The sequence below is a fragment of the Streptomyces sp. T028 genome (assembly GCF_048159505.1).
Taxonomy (GTDB): Bacteria; Actinomycetota; Actinomycetes; order Streptomycetales; family Streptomycetaceae; genus Streptomyces.
Genome location: NZ_JBLRVZ010000029.1, coordinates 178,541 through 192,097, shown reverse-complemented (window position 1 = coordinate 192,097; position 13,557 = coordinate 178,541). Strand labels below are relative to the sequence as shown.

Here is a 13,557-nt window from a genome sequence, read left to right as displayed (position 1 = left end):
ATGACACACAACGGCGGGCCGCGGGCCGCGCTGGTCGACGGGACGCTTGCGTGCCTGCTGGCACCAGGGCCGCTGGAGGCGGTGCGCGCCCGGGACGCGCTGTCCGGCCGGGCCGACCGCCGCACACTGATCGCGCTCGCGAACAGGACGTACCTCGCCCTCACCCGGGACATGCCGGATCCCTTCGCGACCCGCGTGCCGTTGAACCTGGGTGACTGCCACCTGGAGTGGGGAGCCGCGACGGCCCGCCGAAGCCTGGAAGAGGTCGTCCGGCGGTCACCCCGCCGGTGGGCGGCGGAAGCGGTGCTGGGCCTGGGGCGGTTGCTGTGCCTGCCCGACCTGCCCCGCGCCACGCTGTACGCCGTCGTCGTCCACGCCTTCGGCGGGCGTCCGGACGGCGAGCGGCGCATCGTGTACGACGCGGTCGCGGCCCTGTTGCGGGCCGGTTCGGCGGACGTGGGCATCGCCGTCGTCGAGGCCCACGAGACCGTACTGCTGTCCGACGAGGTCGACGCACTGCTGACGCGCGTCGCCGTGAACGACGCGGACAACGAGTCGGAGCGTCCGCTCGCGGACCTGGCCTGGCTGACCCGGCTCACCCTGCGGACCTGCCGGGTCCTCGGGACGGCCGAGTCACGGAACCCGCGTCCGGCGATCGCGGCTCTTCAGGAACTGTCCGACGGAACCGACGCGTCAGGGCTGCGTGACCTCCTGCGCCGTTTCCCGGGCCTGCTGTCGCCGGTGGCGGCGGAGTTCGTCGCCGCCCACAGCCCGTATGTGGATCCGCCCGGTTCGCTCGACGCCGCCCGCCGACTGCTGGAGGCCGGGCGCGCTCCCGGCGTCGACGGCGTCCTCGACGCGGCCTGGGACCAGGGTCTGCTCCTGCCCGCCTCGCTGCGCACGCTCCTCACCGAGGCATCCGCGCTCGGTGAGCCTGACGACGAGGCGTCCGCGCGCCGCGTGCTGCAGGCATGGGCTCGGATCATGGACCACCCGGCCCTGCGCGGGCGGCGAGCCCCCTCGTGCGTCCTCCAGGAGCACGCCACGGCACAGTTGTTGTGCCACCGGACCGGGTTCGCGCCCGGCGCCCTCGTCATGGCGATCGACGGACTGCGCGACATGGTGGCGGCCGAACCCGGTGACACGCCCGGGCTGTCCGGGAGCCGCCGCTTCTTCGCGGAAGCCCTGATCGACCGCTACCAGTCGGGGGGAGCGGACGCCGACCTGCGGGAGGCCCGGACGCTGCTGGACCGCCCCACGGCGCCCGCCCGGACGTCGGACGAACTGCCCTTCACCCATGAACTCCTGCTGTGCAAACTGCTCCTGCTCTGGCACGAGCGCTTCGACGCGCCGGACGACCTCGAGCGGGTGGTGCGGGTGGCGGGCCAGGTCGCCGAGCGGTTGGCCCGGCGGCCGCGCGACGCGATGCGACAACGCTGGGCGGCGGCGATCGGCCAGGCGCTGGGCAAGTACGCGGACGACGACGACTACCTGGCCAGGGTCCACGACGACCGGGTGAACCTGGCGAACAGTTACCTTGCGGGCGCGTTGGCCAAGCTGTTCCGCCGCACGGGACGACTCGACCACCTGGACCGCCTCGTGGACCTGGACCGCCGCACGGTACACGGCCGGTACGGCTCGGCGCGTAGGCACGCCATGCATCGCGCCAACCTCGGCACCACGCTCCTGGAGCGGTTCGCCGTCACCCGTGACGCCGCCGACCTCGACGAAGCCATCACCGAACTGCGCCAGGCGATACCGCTGATACCCCTGCCGCATGCCCCCCGGGCCCAGTCCATGCTCGCGAACGCCCTCAGCACCCGAGCCGGGGGCACCGGCAACACGTCCGACATGGCCGAGGCCCTGGACTGGGGCACCCGTTCCGTCGACGGCACCTCCCCCGACCACTTCGAGTACGCGAACCGGAACAACAACCTCGGAAAGCTGCACCTGCACCAGTGGGTGCTCAGCGGCGACCCCGCCGAACTCGACCGGGCGATCGGCCGTATGGAGACCGCCGTGCGGTACTCCGCCCCGACGGCCCGGGGCCGTGACTGGCGCGTGCTCAATCTCGCCGTCGCGCTCACCCACCGTTACGACGTCCGGCACCGCCACCGGGACTTTCTGCGCAGCCACCGCTTCTTCTCCCGCGTGGCCTCCGCCACCGCCGAGGCCTACCCTGAACTCGCCCTGAGGGGACTGTCGTTCTGGGGCGCCCGGCTCGCGCGGCAGCGACTGTGGCCCCAGGCCGCCCATGCCTACGCCCGCGCCCTGCGCGCCGAGGAACGGCTGTTCCGTACCCAGGCGGTCCGGGACCACAAGGAGACGTGGCTGACGCACAGCAAGGGACTCGCGTCCGAGGCCGCCCACGCGCTGGAGCGCAACGGCGACCGGACCGACGCGGTGCTCGCCCTGGAGCGGGGCAGGGCCCGGCTGTTGTCCGAGTCCCTGGGTATGGACCGGGTCAGGGTGGCTCTGCTGCGCGAGCGCCATGAGGGCCTGCACGCCCGTTACGTGGCCGCCGTCCGCAGGCTCGGGCTTCTCCAGCGGCACGAGACCGGGTGACCGCTTCAGCGCTGCCGGGGACGAAGACCCCGCAGGGCCGTGCCGAGGACGGCGACGCCCTCTTCGATCTCGTGGGCGGGGCCTGCCGCGTAGCCGAGGACCAGGCCGGGCGGGCCGGGGCTGATCCGGTGCCAGGACAGGGGGTGCGCTTTCACCCCCCGCTCGAGGGCGGCCGCGGCCAGGTCGACATCGCGTGGGCCACGGTCGCCGAAGGTGACCATGAGGTGCAGGCCGGCGGCCGCCCCGTGCACCTGTGCGCCGGGCAGGTGCTCCTCGATCGCGCGGAGCATCACGTCCCGGCGCCGGCGGTGGCGCCGCCGGACATGGCGCAGATGCCGTTCCAGCTCGCCCGAGTCCATCAGCCGGGCGAGGACCAGTTGGGTGAGGACGCCGTTGCCGAGGTCGGCGTACCGTTTGGCGGTCACCGCGGCGTCGAGCCGGTCCGGCGGGACGAGCAGCCAGCCGACGCGGAGCGCGGGCGCGAGCAGTTTGGAGACACTGCCCGCGTAACAGACCCCTTCGGGCATCAGCGAGCGCAGCGCCGGGACCGGCGGCCGGTCGTAGCGGTGCTCGGCGTCGTAGTCGTCCTCGATCACCACCCCGCCGTCCGCCGCCCAGCTCAGCAGGTCGCGGCGGCGCTCCCCGTCGAGGACGACACCGGTCGGGAACTGGTGGGCCGGCGTCAGCAGTACCGCCCGTGCGCCGCTGGCGCGCAGTACGCCGACGTCGAGGCCGCCCGTGTCCACCGGGACCGGCACGATCTCGTGGCCGCCGTACTCCAGTTGCTGGCGGGCCCCGAGCGATCCGGGGTCCTCGACGGCGATGCGGCCGATTCCGTCCGTCCGCAGGAGCTTGCCGAGCAGTCCCAGGGCCTGCGCCACCCCCGCGACCACCACGACCTCGTCCGGGTCTGCGCGGATGCCGCGGTTGCGGGCCAGCCAGCCGACGACGGCCCGGCGCAGGGCGGGGGCGCCACGGGGGTCGCCGTAGCCGAAGTCGGCCGGGCCGACGCCCGCGAGGACGGCGCGCTCGGCGCGCAGCCACGCGGTGCGGGGGAAGGCGGCGAGGTCGGGGACGCCCGGGGAGAGGTCGATGCGGCAGGGCAGGGCGCGCAGGGCGTCGACGGCGCCCTCGCGGTCGGCCGAGGCGAAGAACGAGGCCTCGGGCGCGGGCCCGGATCCGGCCCCGGCCGGTGTCGTGTCGCGGGCGGGGGTGCGGGGCGCGGCGGGTGCCGCCACGACCACCGTGCCCAGCCGGCCGCGTCCGGCGATCTGTCCGGACTCGGCGAGCCGCCGGTACGCCTCGGTGACCACGCCCCGGGTGACGTGCAGTTCCTGCGCGAGGACCCGGCTGGCGGGCAGCCGCGCTCCGACGGGCAGCCGGCCGTCGGCGACGGCCGACCGCAGTTGGTCGGCGAGCCAGGCGATACGGCCGCCGGGCGGCGCCTGGCCGATGTCGAGCTGGAGGAAGTCCGAGCCGACAGCCGTGCCGTCCGTCGGCGCGTCCGGTGTTTTGGACCCCTGTGCCGGTGGGTTCTTGGACCTGCCCATGACGTCCATTGTGCGGGCACCGTGGTCGCCATGGACACACCTTCCCCTTCGTTCGCCCGGCTCGCGCCCGGCATGGTCGGGATGGCGCTGGTCGGCAGCAGCGTCACCGTCTCGCGCACGCTCGTCGACGCCCCGCTGTTCACCACGCAGGCGGTCCGGTACGCCGCCGCGACCGCGATCCTCCTGGTCATGGCCCGGCTGGCCGGTGTCCGTCTGATGTGGCCGCGGGGGTGGGAGTGGCTGTGGCTGGCGGGGATCGCGGTCAGCGGTCTGGTGCTGTTCAACGTGGCCGTGGTGCGGGGCGTCGCCCATGCCGAGCCCGCGGTGATCGCTGTCGCGGTCGCCTGTGTGCCGCTGGTTCTCGGGGTCGTGGGCCCGGTGCTGGAGCGGCGCACGCCGAGCCGGCAGGTCCTGTTGGCGGCGCCTGTCGTGATGGCGGGCGCGGTGCTGGTGGAGGGAACGGGGCGCACCGACGCCGTCGGGGTGGCCTGGGCGGCGCTGGCCCTGGCCTGCGAGGCCGCGTTCACCCTGCTCGCCGTACCGGTGCTGCGACGGCACTCTCCGTGGGGGGTGTCCGTGCACGCGATGTGGATGGCCGCCGTGATGCTGGCCGTTCTCGGCACGGCGTCGGAAGGGCCTTCGGCGGTCCGGGAGTTGTCCGGGGCCCAGTGGGCGGCGGTCGGCTATCTGGCGTTGATGGTGACGGCGGTCGCCTTCGTGCTGTGGTACTCGACGGTCCGCGCCGTCGGGTCCGGGCGGGCCGGACTGCTCACCGGGATCGCACCCCTTGCCGCGGCGGTCGTCGGCACCGTCTCGGGTGGCGGTGTGCCGAGCCCGTCGGTGTGGCTGGGCATCGTCGTGCTGATCCTGGGCCTGGCCGGTGGCATCCGTCCACCCCGCGTCCCTGCCGGGGAGGCCACGGGAGTGGATCACTCGGCCGCGGCGGACTCCGCGCCCTCGCTCGAACTCTCTCCGGAGGCCGGCGGCCGTAACCGTCCTCGAAGTCGTCGAGCGGGATGAGCGGCTGCTCGCCGTCGCGGCGTCTTCCTTGCCCTTGGGGTACGGGTCCTCCGCTCATCCCAGATTCCCGGCGTCGACCGGCAGGTCGGCGAGGCGCCACTCCAGCATGCCGTCGTTCAGTCGGATCGCCCGCCGCCCGCGGCCGGTCAGCAGGCGTACGGCGTCGTGGGCGAGGACGCAGTACTCGCCGCGGCAGTACACGACGATCTCCGTCTCCTCGGGCAACTCGCCGATGCGCTCGGCCAGTTCGTCGACCGGGATGGAGAGCGCCCCGGGGATGTGCCCGGCGAGGTACTCCGCCACGGGCCGTACGTCCAGCACCACCGCCCGCCCCGCCGCGACGCGGGCGCGCAGTTCCTCGCGGGTGACCTCCGTCGCGCCGTCGTCCCCGAGATAGGCGTGGCGGGCGGCGGGTACGGCGGCCTGGTGGGCCTCGGTGACCTTGCGCAGCAGTACGAACAGGCGGGCCACGTCGTCGCCCGCGAGCCGGTAGTGGATGCGCACGCCCTCGCGGCGCGTGGCGACGAACCCGGCCTGCTTGAGGGTCTGCAGATGCGCCGACGCGGTCGTCAGGTTCAGCCCCGCGGCCTTGGCCAGGGCGTCGACCGTGCGCTCACCCTGGGCGAGCAGATCGAGCAGTTCGAGGCGTTTTCCGCTGGCCAACGCCTTGCCGCCGGCCGCGAACGCGTCGTAGAGCTGCGCCTTCGCACCGGCTACGGTGTGTCCCGACATGACATCCTCCATAAATCCATGGAATATCGTAGATGTTCCTGGAGGACTTGATGGGTTTCGCCGACGACCACCTGACCCCTCTGGTCGACACGGGGCTGGGCAACAGCGCCTACCTCGTCGACCTCGGCGACGGCCGCGCCCTGGCCGTGGACGCGAGCCGGGATCTGCGCGCCCTGCGCCGGACCGCCGAGCGGCGCGCACTGACCGTCGCGTACGCGGCGGACACGCATCTGCACGCGGACTTCCTCTCCGGCGCCGTCCAGCTCGCGCACGACGACGGCGCGAGCGTGCTGGCCTCCGCCGCCGGGCACCGGGCCTTCGCGCACCGCGGACTGTCCGACGGCGACGAGGTCGACCTGGGCGGCCTGACCCTGCGGGCGCTGGCCACGCCCGGCCACACGGACGAGCATCTGTCCTTCCTGCTGTCGGACGGCTCCCGCACGCTCGGGGTCTTCACCGGAGGCTCGCTGATCGTGGACTCCGCCGCCCGCACCGATCTGCTCGGCGCCGACCGCGCCGAGGAGCTCGCCCGTGCCCAGTACCACTCGCTGCGGCGCCTGGCCGCGCTGCCGGACGCCACCGCCGTGTGGCCCACCCATGGCGCGGGCTCCTTCTGCTCGGCCCCGCCCGGCAGCGAGCGTACCTCCACCGTCGGCGCCCAGAAGCAGACCAACCCGCTGCTGGCGGCCCCGGACGAGGACACCTTCGTACGGCGTCTGCTGGGCGGCCTGGGCAGCTACCCGGCCTACTTCGGGCGGCTCGCCGAGGCCAACCGGCGCGGCCCCGCCGTCCTCGGCTCCGCCCCGCTGCTGCCCGCCCTCGACGCGGGCCGGGTCAGGTCCCTGCTCGCCGATGGCTGTCAGATCGTCGACGTGCGCCCGACGGCGGACTACGCGGCCGGACACATCCCGGGTTCGCTGTCCATCCCGCTGCGCGGTCAGTTCGCCACCTGGCTGGGCTGGCTCCTGCCCGACACCGCACCGCTCGTCTTCGTGATGAACGACGACCAGGACGCGAGCGACGTCGTCTGGCAGGCGTACAAGATCGGCTACGAGCGGCTCGTGGGGCGGCTCGCCGGGGGCATGGCCGCGTGGCTCGCCGCCGGCCACCCGCAGGCCCGCACCCCGTTCGTCACCGCCGACCGCAGCGGTGGCCGCCCCTACGTCGACGTACGGCAGGAAGCGGAGTACGAGGCCGGGCATGTGCCCGGTGCCGTGCACCTCGAACTCGGCGGCCTCGCCGCGCATGCCGGGGAGGTCCCGGGCGGGCCGCTGGTGGCGTGCGGGCACGGCGTTCGAGCGATGACCGCCGCCAGCCTGCTGGAGCGCGCGGGCCGGAGCGACCTCGCCGTCCTCGACGGCGGACCGGCCGACTACGCCGCCGCCCACGGCGAACCGCTCGCGGAGGGCGCCGCCCGGTGAGCGTCACCGCCATGGACGCTGCCCGGCCCGTCCGGCTGGGACTGCGGGAGAACCGGCCCCGGTTCACCCTGCTGGTCGTCGTCAACGCCTGTGTCGGCGGCCTGGTCGGCCTCAGGCGCTGACCAGTCTCGCCGCGGGCGCGCTCGTCGCCGGTGTCCTCGCCGACGCCCTCGGTCTCGACGCGACCGTCATCGCCGCCGCCGCGCTCACCGCCGCGTCCGGCCTGCTCACCACCCGCCGGATCACCGAACGGCGCCCGGGCCACTGAGACAACCGGACACTGTGCGTGTCCCCCGCACGATCACCGGTCCGTCGCCGTCGTGGCCGGCCAGGCCTCACGCTCCACCAGGTCCAGGACGAGGGCCGCGATGTTCCAGGCGTCGTCCTCGCCCCGGTGATGTCGTCCTTCGAGGGGCAGTCCGGCGATCCGCAGGGCCTGGCTCATGCCGGGCTTTCGGCGCAGGCCGTGGGCAGTGGTGAAGACAGCCTTGGCGTTGGTGTGGCCGCGCTCGACCGGATGGCCGAACGGATAGGCCACCCGGTCGGCCTTGCTCTGCCGGGCGAACTGGCGCCGGTCGTAGTCGCCCCAGCTGGCCCACGGCCGCTCCGCCGCCCCGTACTCGTCGACGAGGAGCCGGCACGCCTGAGCGAAGGTCACACCGCGGTCCACGTCCGCCTGCGTCAGGCCGGTCAGCTCGGTGCAGAAGGGGCTGACTCCCGACCGGGTGGGGCGGACCATGATGCCGTGCCGGGCGAGGCGACGCCGTGCCCGGAGGTCGACGACCGTGAGACCGATCTCGATGATCTCGTTCACCGATCCGGGCGGCGGCTGCCCCTCCCAGCAGGTGGCTTCCACGTCGATGACGTTGAGGAGGGTCGGGTCGTGGCGCATGGGCCGAGGCTACGAGGGGGCGGGCCCGCCCGGCATCCGCATTTCCGCCCCCGCCTCAGGGAAAAGCCGGTCCCACTCCCCTGACATCCCGTGTCAGTGGACCGCGGCAGACTTGGGGCGTGCGTGCGAGCCGACTGCTGTCCGTCCTGTTGCTGCTCCAGACCCGTGGCCGGATGACGGCCCGGCAGCTGGCCGACGAGCTGGAGGTGTCCGTCCGTACGGTGTACCGGGACGTGGAGTCGCTCGCCGCGGCCGGTGTCCCTGTCTACGGCGATCCCGGCCACGACGGGGGTTACCGGCTGGTCGACGGGTTCCGTACCCGGCTGACCGGGCTGACCCGCGACGAGGCGGAGGCGCTGTTCCTGTCCGGGCTGCCCGGGCCGGCCGCGGACCTCGGGCTGGGCACCGTGCTCGCCACCGCCCAGCTCAAGCTCAGGGCCGCGCTGCCCGACGAACTGCGTGACCGGAGCGGCGAGATACGGCAGCGGTTCCATCTGGACACCGCCGGCTGGTACGCGGAGGCGGACGCCACCCCGCAGCTGGCCGCCGTGACCGACGCGGTGTGGCGGCAGCGCCGCGTCCGGGTCCGCTACCGGCGCTGGAAGGCTCCCCAGGAGGTGACCCGGACGCTGGAGCCCTACGGGTTGGTGCTCAAGTCGGGCCGCTGGTACCTGGTGGCGGGCCGACCGGACGCCGTCCGCACCTACCGCGTCTCCCACATCCTGCGGGCCCGGGTGCTGGAGGAGGACCGCTTCGACCGGCCCGACGGCTTCGACCTGGCCGCGCACTGGCGGTCGTATCTGAGGGAGTTCGACGCCCGGCGCCACCAGGGCCAGGCGGTGGTACGGCTGTCGCCACGGCTCCTGGAACGGCTGCCGGACCTCGTGGAACCGGCGGTGGCACGCGCCGCCCGGGACAGCGCGGGGCCACCGGGTCCCGACGGCCGGGTCCGGGTCGTCGTCCCCGTCGAGACGGCCGGGCACGCCGTCGGCATGCTGCTGCGGCTCGGCGCGGGGGCCGAGGTCGTGGCGCCCGACGAGTTGCGGGAGCTGATGGCGCGAACGGTCGCCGCACTGGCCGACACCTACCTGCGCCCGCCCAGCCTCTGAGGGGCAGTCGGTTCCGTGGAGGTTTTCGTGTCCGGGGTCCGGCGGGTGCCCGTACGGCCGAGGAGAGCGGCGAGGAGCAGTGCGGTGAGGGCCGTGAGGGCCGTGAGGGCCGTGCCCGGCCGGCCGAGGGTGTGGAGGAGGGGCGCGGCTACGGCGGTGCCGAAAGCGCCGGTCGTGAAGTAGAGCACGAGGTAGACGCTGGTGAGGCTGCCGGAGCGGTGGGGGTCGAGGGCGATGACGCGACTGGTGTTGGCGGCCTGGGCGGCGAAGCAGCCGGCGTCGAAGAGGGCGAGACCGAGGGCGATGACGGGCGGGGAGTCCAAGCCGGTGGCCAGGAGGGCGGTGCCGGCCGCGGCGGTCAGCATGCTGATGCCGATCACGGCGGCCGGGGTGCGGCGGTCGGTGAGGCGTCCGGTGAGCGGGAGGGCGGCGAGACCGAGGAGTCCGGTCAGGCTGTAGAGGCCGATGGCGGTCGGGTCCAGGGAGTGGGGCGGTGCGGCCAGGGCGAGGGCGAGGGCGACCCAGACGAGGTTGAAGGCGAAGTACCACAGTCCGCCGATGAGCACGGCGCGCCGCAGGGGCGGGAACTCCCGCAGCAGCGGAGGGAGCGCGGCGAGGGTGGCGCGGTAGCCGTGCGGGGAGTGCGGGCGCTCGCGGGGCAGGAGGGTGGCGGCGGCGATCGCGCAGAGCAGGGCGAGACCGGCGAAGACGAGGAGCATGCGCCGCCGGCCGAGGACGCCGGTGAGGGTGCCGCCGACGAGGCGGCTGAGCAGGATGCCCGCCGACATGCCGGCGGCCACCGTGGCGACGGCGGTCGCACGCCGTTCGGGCGGGGCGTGCCGGCCGGCGATGCTGCCCGCCTGTGCCGCGACACCGGCGGCAGCGCCGATGACCAGGTAGGCGGCCAGCAGCACGGCCGGGCCGGGTGCGGCCGCGGCGACGGCGAGGGCCGCGGCCAGGGCCGTGAGCTGGGCGGCCACCAGGCGGTGGGGTGCGCGGCGGTCGGTGAGCGGCAGCAGGAGGACGAAGCCGGTCATGCAGCCGACGAGCGCGGCGGTCGGTACGAGGCCGATCACGGAGGCGGACACGCCCAGGCCGCCGGCCGGGGGCGGAACCGCCGGATCCCGTCCACGACCGCGCCTAGCGTGAACGGCTCGGGCAGCAGCGCGCAGGTGGCGATCAGCGCGCGCCGCCCGGCCGACGCCGCGACCGCCTCGCGGACCAGCCGGGTCTTGCCCATGCCGGCCTCGCCCTCGATCACGACGAGGGACGGCCCGTCCTCCAACGCGTCGAGCACGGCGGAGAGTTCGACCGTGCGCCCCACGAAGTCCGGGGCGGGGCGCGCCTGCCCGGCCGGTGCGGCCCCTGTCGTCGTGGACAGCGGTCGGCCCCGCCGGGGTGACGCGCCACGCGACCACCTCCGGTCGCCTGCCGGCCGGGCCCTCGCACCGGCGCTCACCCAGAGCTCATGCCTCGGGCTCAGCCGAAGTACGCCTTCTCGTTCACGTGGAACATGTAGTTGCGCCAGTTCGCCCTGATGTAGGTGAACCGCGCGGGGTCGTAGCTCCACAGTTGGTCCAGCGCGCCGACGATCAGGTCGTCGTTGGCCCGGACGAAGCCCAGGACCGCCTGCGCGACCGGGGCGTACGACCAGTGCCAGCGCTCCTGGCTGATCGCCGGGGAGGCCTGGGCGGATTCGGCCGTGTACGTCTGCAGGAAGCCGTAGCGGGCGGCGTTCGCGCGCAGCCAGGTGTAGTGGGCCGCCTGCGGGCCGTCGTCGGTCCAGTTCTGGGGCGTGGTGTCGAAGAAGTCGGCGTCGGATCCCAGGTGGTGGCGTGAGACGCCGGGGGCGGTCGAGGTGCGGAGTATCTCGATCTGGCGCTCGTCCGGGGTCATGGACTCCCAGACGGTGCGGTGGGAGTCCTTGTCGGGGTCCCACTGCGGGTCCGAGCCCAGCTCGGCGGGGTACTTGGCGCGGGTCTCGTCGGTGATGACGCCGAAGGTGCCGGCGCCGCCCGAACCGGTGCGCAGGAAGTCGTACTTGCGGTCCCATATGGTGCGTTGGGTGGCCGCGGTCCGCACCCGGGAGACGAGGACCGCGTCCCGGTCGGTGCCCGTGCCGGTCGCGGCGGCGTCGGCCAGTGCGTTCACCTGGGTGTCCAGCTCAGCCGGGATCGCGTCCGGGGCGGTGCCCGTGCCGGTGATCCAGGCCGCGACCGCCGCCGGATCCGCGGCGTTCAGTACGGCCGTGATGGCGCGTTGGCGACGGTCGACACCCCGCTGCGAGTGGAACAGCCGCGGCGGCGGGGTCTCGCCGCCGAAGGCCGACCAGCCGATCCCGGCCGTGCCGACGGCCCCCGCTCCGGCCGTGGCCAGCAGCAGGAACCCTCGCCGGCTGCGCCTTCTGTGGCGGCCGGGGACCGACCCGTCGTTCGTGCCCTGCATGGTTGTCCTCTCCCGCTTCCACGCGGGCGTGCCTGCTCCGGCCCGCCCCCAAAGTGGTTGAACTCTAAGGGACATGACCGGAGGTTCCGAGTCCGGATCCCGTCAAAGTCCTTTGCGGGTGGGACGGTTGCCGAAGCGGGTCCTGGCCTCCAGCGCGTACAGGTCGGCCACCATGTCCTCGCCGCCGTGCCCCAGGGCGACGGTCTCGCCGTACAGGGCGTGGCATACGTCGAGGAGCGGGGACGCCGTCCCGGCCCGGCGGGCGGCCTCGGCGATCAGCCGGTTGTTCTTCAGGACGTCCGCGGCGGCGGCCTGGACGTCGAAGTCGCGGTCGAGCAGCTTGGGTCCCTTGATCCGGGAGACGGCGCTGGCCATGGGGCCCGCGTCCAGGACGTCCCGCAGCAGCCCCTGGTCGAGCCCGTGCCGGCCGGCGAAGTGGAACGCCTCGGCCAGACCGGTGACCAGGGTGATCAGGAACAGGTTCACCGAGAACTTCATCAGCAGGGCGCCCGGTACGTCACCGCAGACGAACGTCTCACGGCACAGGGGCGCGAGCAGGGGTCGTACGGCCGCCACCGCGTCGTCGGGTCCCGCGAGCATCCCCACCAGCTCACCCCGCTCGGCGGGGACCCGGGAACCGGAGACCGGGGCCTCGACGTACCTCCCGCCCACCGCGTGTACGGCGTCCCGCAGCTCCGCGGAGTACTCGGCCGAGGTGGTGCCCATGTGCACGACGGTGCGGCCGCGCACGCGGGCGGCGAAGTCCGGGGTGCCACGGGACAGGACCGCGTCCAGAGAGCTCTCGTCGGCGAGCATCAGGATCACGGTCCCGGCTCGCCCGAAGACCTCCGCGGGGCCCTGCGCGATCTCGGCACCGGCGGTGCGCAGGGGCTCGCAGCGGGCGGGGGTGCGGTTCCAGACGACGAGGGGAGTTCCCGCGCGGGCGAGGTTGAGGGCCATGGGCTGCCCCATCACACCGAGACCGATGAAACCCACGTACACGCCGCACCGCCGATTCTTCGTCACGTTCTGCGTCACGTCGAGCCTTCTCCACGCCACTATGACAGCGGTCATAGATAACCCGCACTATGACGGTGGTCATAGGATGTGTCCCGGCACGTCCGAGTGGGGCGAACGAGTGGAGGAAGGAGGTCGGGTATGACGACATCCGAACGCGGTCCGCGTGAGCGGATGGTGTTCAGCGCGGCCCAGCTCCTGCGGCGCGGCGGGGTCGCCGCCACCGGGATGCGCGAGGTCGCCGCACATGCCGGAGCACCGCGCGGGTCGCTCCAGCACTACTTCCCCGGCGGCAAGGAACAACTGGTCAACGAGGCCGTGGGCTGGGCCGGACGGTACGCGGCCCACCGTGTCGCCCGCTTCCTGGCCGCCCTGCCGGAGCCGACACCGAGCGGGCTGTTCGCCGGGATGGTGCGCCAGTGGACGGACGAGTACGAGTCCGCCGGCTTCGCGGGCGGCTGCCCGGTGGCCGCCGCGACGGTCGACTGCGCCGAGACCACCGCGTCCACGAGGGAGGCGACGGCCGCCGCCTTCGCCGCCTGGACCGGTCCGGTGGCCGCGGCCCTGACGGACATGGGCGTTCCGCGGGAGCGGTCGGGCTCACTCGCCACCCTGATGATCAGTTCCCTGGAGGGTGCGATCCTCATGGCCCGGGCGGAACAGGACGTCCGGGCCCTGACGACCGTGTCCCGGGAACTGGGACCGCTCCTCGACGCCGCGGTCGTGCACACGGCCGGTTGACCACCCGGGGCCGCCCGGCCCGCCCGGCCCGCCCCCGCACTCCCGACAGTTCGAGCAGTTCGAGA

At 74.0% G+C, this 13,557-nt stretch carries 13 protein-coding genes; 6 read left to right on the top strand and 7 right to left on the bottom strand.

Going from position 1 to position 13,557, the window contains the following annotated elements; genetic code table 11:
• Entirely contained in the window at window positions 1-2,565 is a 2,565-nt protein-coding gene (locus ACLZN2_RS27615; protein ID WP_416981871.1) for a hypothetical protein, read from the top strand.
• A gap of 5 nt (window positions 2,566-2,570) precedes the next feature.
• On the opposite strand, the gene ACLZN2_RS27610 is transcribed toward ACLZN2_RS27615, so the two are convergent.
• Complete coding sequence (locus tag ACLZN2_RS27610; protein WP_416981870.1) at window positions 2,571-4,124, bottom strand: PLP-dependent aminotransferase family protein; 1,554 nt, start codon at window positions 4,122-4,124, stop codon at window positions 2,571-2,573.
• A 21-nt stretch (window positions 4,125-4,145) separates the two neighbouring features.
• Between ACLZN2_RS27610 and ACLZN2_RS27605 the strand changes: the two genes are divergently transcribed.
• Window positions 4,146-5,135, top strand: coding sequence for a DMT family transporter (locus tag ACLZN2_RS27605; protein WP_416981869.1), 990 nt, complete (start codon window positions 4,146-4,148; stop codon window positions 5,133-5,135).
• Between the two features lie 54 nt (window positions 5,136-5,189).
• Here ACLZN2_RS27605 and ACLZN2_RS27600 read toward each other — a convergent pair whose 3' ends face one another.
• On the bottom strand, window positions 5,190-5,867 hold the full coding sequence (locus ACLZN2_RS27600; protein WP_416981867.1) for an ArsR/SmtB family transcription factor: 678 nt from the start codon (window positions 5,865-5,867) through the stop codon (window positions 5,190-5,192).
• Between the two features lie 32 nt (window positions 5,868-5,899).
• Here ACLZN2_RS27600 and ACLZN2_RS27595 point away from each other — a divergent pair, with 32 nt between their 5' ends.
• Window positions 5,900-7,288 (top strand): MBL fold metallo-hydrolase, encoded by a 1,389-nt coding sequence (locus ACLZN2_RS27595; protein ID WP_416981866.1) that lies wholly within the window; start codon window positions 5,900-5,902, stop codon window positions 7,286-7,288.
• On the top strand, window positions 7,285-7,410 hold the full coding sequence (locus ACLZN2_RS27590) for a hypothetical protein (RefSeq protein ID WP_416981865.1): 126 nt from the start codon (window positions 7,285-7,287) through the stop codon (window positions 7,408-7,410). Before ACLZN2_RS27595 ends, ACLZN2_RS27590 begins: the two co-directional genes overlap by 4 nt.
• A 179-nt stretch (window positions 7,411-7,589) precedes the next feature.
• Here ACLZN2_RS27590 and ACLZN2_RS27585 read toward each other — a convergent pair whose 3' ends face one another.
• Window positions 7,590-8,180 carry an exonuclease domain-containing protein gene (locus ACLZN2_RS27585; RefSeq protein ID WP_416981863.1) on the bottom strand — a complete coding sequence of 197 codons (591 nt, stop codon included), beginning with the start codon at window positions 8,178-8,180 and terminating at the stop codon, window positions 7,590-7,592.
• Between the two features lie 119 nt (window positions 8,181-8,299).
• On the opposite strand from ACLZN2_RS27585, the gene ACLZN2_RS27580 reads away from it, so the two are divergent.
• Entirely contained in the window at window positions 8,300-9,289 is a 990-nt protein-coding gene (locus tag ACLZN2_RS27580; RefSeq protein ID WP_416981862.1) for a helix-turn-helix transcriptional regulator, read from the top strand.
• Here ACLZN2_RS27580 and ACLZN2_RS27575 read toward each other — a convergent pair.
• From ACLZN2_RS27575 to ACLZN2_RS27560, 4 genes are all read right to left on the bottom strand, one after another.
• Window positions 9,265-10,377 (bottom strand): MFS transporter, encoded by a 1,113-nt coding sequence (locus tag ACLZN2_RS27575; protein ID WP_416981861.1) that lies wholly within the window; start codon window positions 10,375-10,377, stop codon window positions 9,265-9,267. The genes ACLZN2_RS27580 and ACLZN2_RS27575 overlap by 25 nt on opposite strands.
• Window positions 10,362-10,613 (bottom strand): ATP-binding protein, encoded by a 252-nt coding sequence (locus ACLZN2_RS27570; protein ID WP_416981859.1) that lies wholly within the window; start codon window positions 10,611-10,613, stop codon window positions 10,362-10,364. The genes ACLZN2_RS27575 and ACLZN2_RS27570 overlap by 16 nt, the downstream gene beginning before the upstream one ends.
• Before the next feature lie 155 nt (window positions 10,614-10,768).
• The gene (locus tag ACLZN2_RS27565) at window positions 10,769-11,734 is read right to left on the bottom strand and encodes a D-alanyl-D-alanine carboxypeptidase family protein (RefSeq protein ID WP_416981857.1); all 966 of its coding nucleotides are present in this window, start codon (window positions 11,732-11,734) and stop codon (window positions 10,769-10,771) included.
• 102 nt (window positions 11,735-11,836) lie between these two features.
• Window positions 11,837-12,736, bottom strand: coding sequence for an NAD(P)-dependent oxidoreductase (locus ACLZN2_RS27560; RefSeq protein ID WP_416981931.1), 900 nt, complete (start codon window positions 12,734-12,736; stop codon window positions 11,837-11,839).
• A 156-nt stretch (window positions 12,737-12,892) separates the two neighbouring features.
• Here ACLZN2_RS27560 and ACLZN2_RS27555 point away from each other — a divergent pair, with 156 nt between their 5' ends.
• Window positions 12,893-13,492, top strand: a complete 600-nt coding sequence (locus ACLZN2_RS27555; protein ID WP_416981856.1) for a TetR/AcrR family transcriptional regulator — start codon at window positions 12,893-12,895, stop codon at window positions 13,490-13,492.
• Window positions 13,493-13,557: the final 65 nt, after the last annotated feature.

Coding starts and splice junctions, on each gene's coding strand:
- ACLZN2_RS27595 (WP_416981866.1), top strand. CDS start 5,900: ATGTTCCTGGAGGACTTGATGGGTTTCGCCGACGACCACCTGACCCCT.
- ACLZN2_RS27610 (WP_416981870.1), bottom strand. CDS start 4,124: ATGGACGTCATGGGCAGGTCCAAGAACCCACCGGCACAGGGGTCCAAA.
- ACLZN2_RS27605 (WP_416981869.1), top strand. CDS start 4,146: ATGGACACACCTTCCCCTTCGTTCGCCCGGCTCGCGCCCGGCATGGTC.
- ACLZN2_RS27565 (WP_416981857.1), bottom strand. CDS start 11,734: ATGCAGGGCACGAACGACGGGTCGGTCCCCGGCCGCCACAGAAGGCGC.
- ACLZN2_RS27600 (WP_416981867.1), bottom strand. CDS start 5,867: ATGTCGGGACACACCGTAGCCGGTGCGAAGGCGCAGCTCTACGACGCG.
- ACLZN2_RS27585 (WP_416981863.1), bottom strand. CDS start 8,180: ATGCGCCACGACCCGACCCTCCTCAACGTCATCGACGTGGAAGCCACC.
- ACLZN2_RS27555 (WP_416981856.1), top strand. CDS start 12,893: ATGACGACATCCGAACGCGGTCCGCGTGAGCGGATGGTGTTCAGCGCG.
- ACLZN2_RS27615 (WP_416981871.1), top strand. CDS start 1: ATGACACACAACGGCGGGCCGCGGGCCGCGCTGGTCGACGGGACGCTT.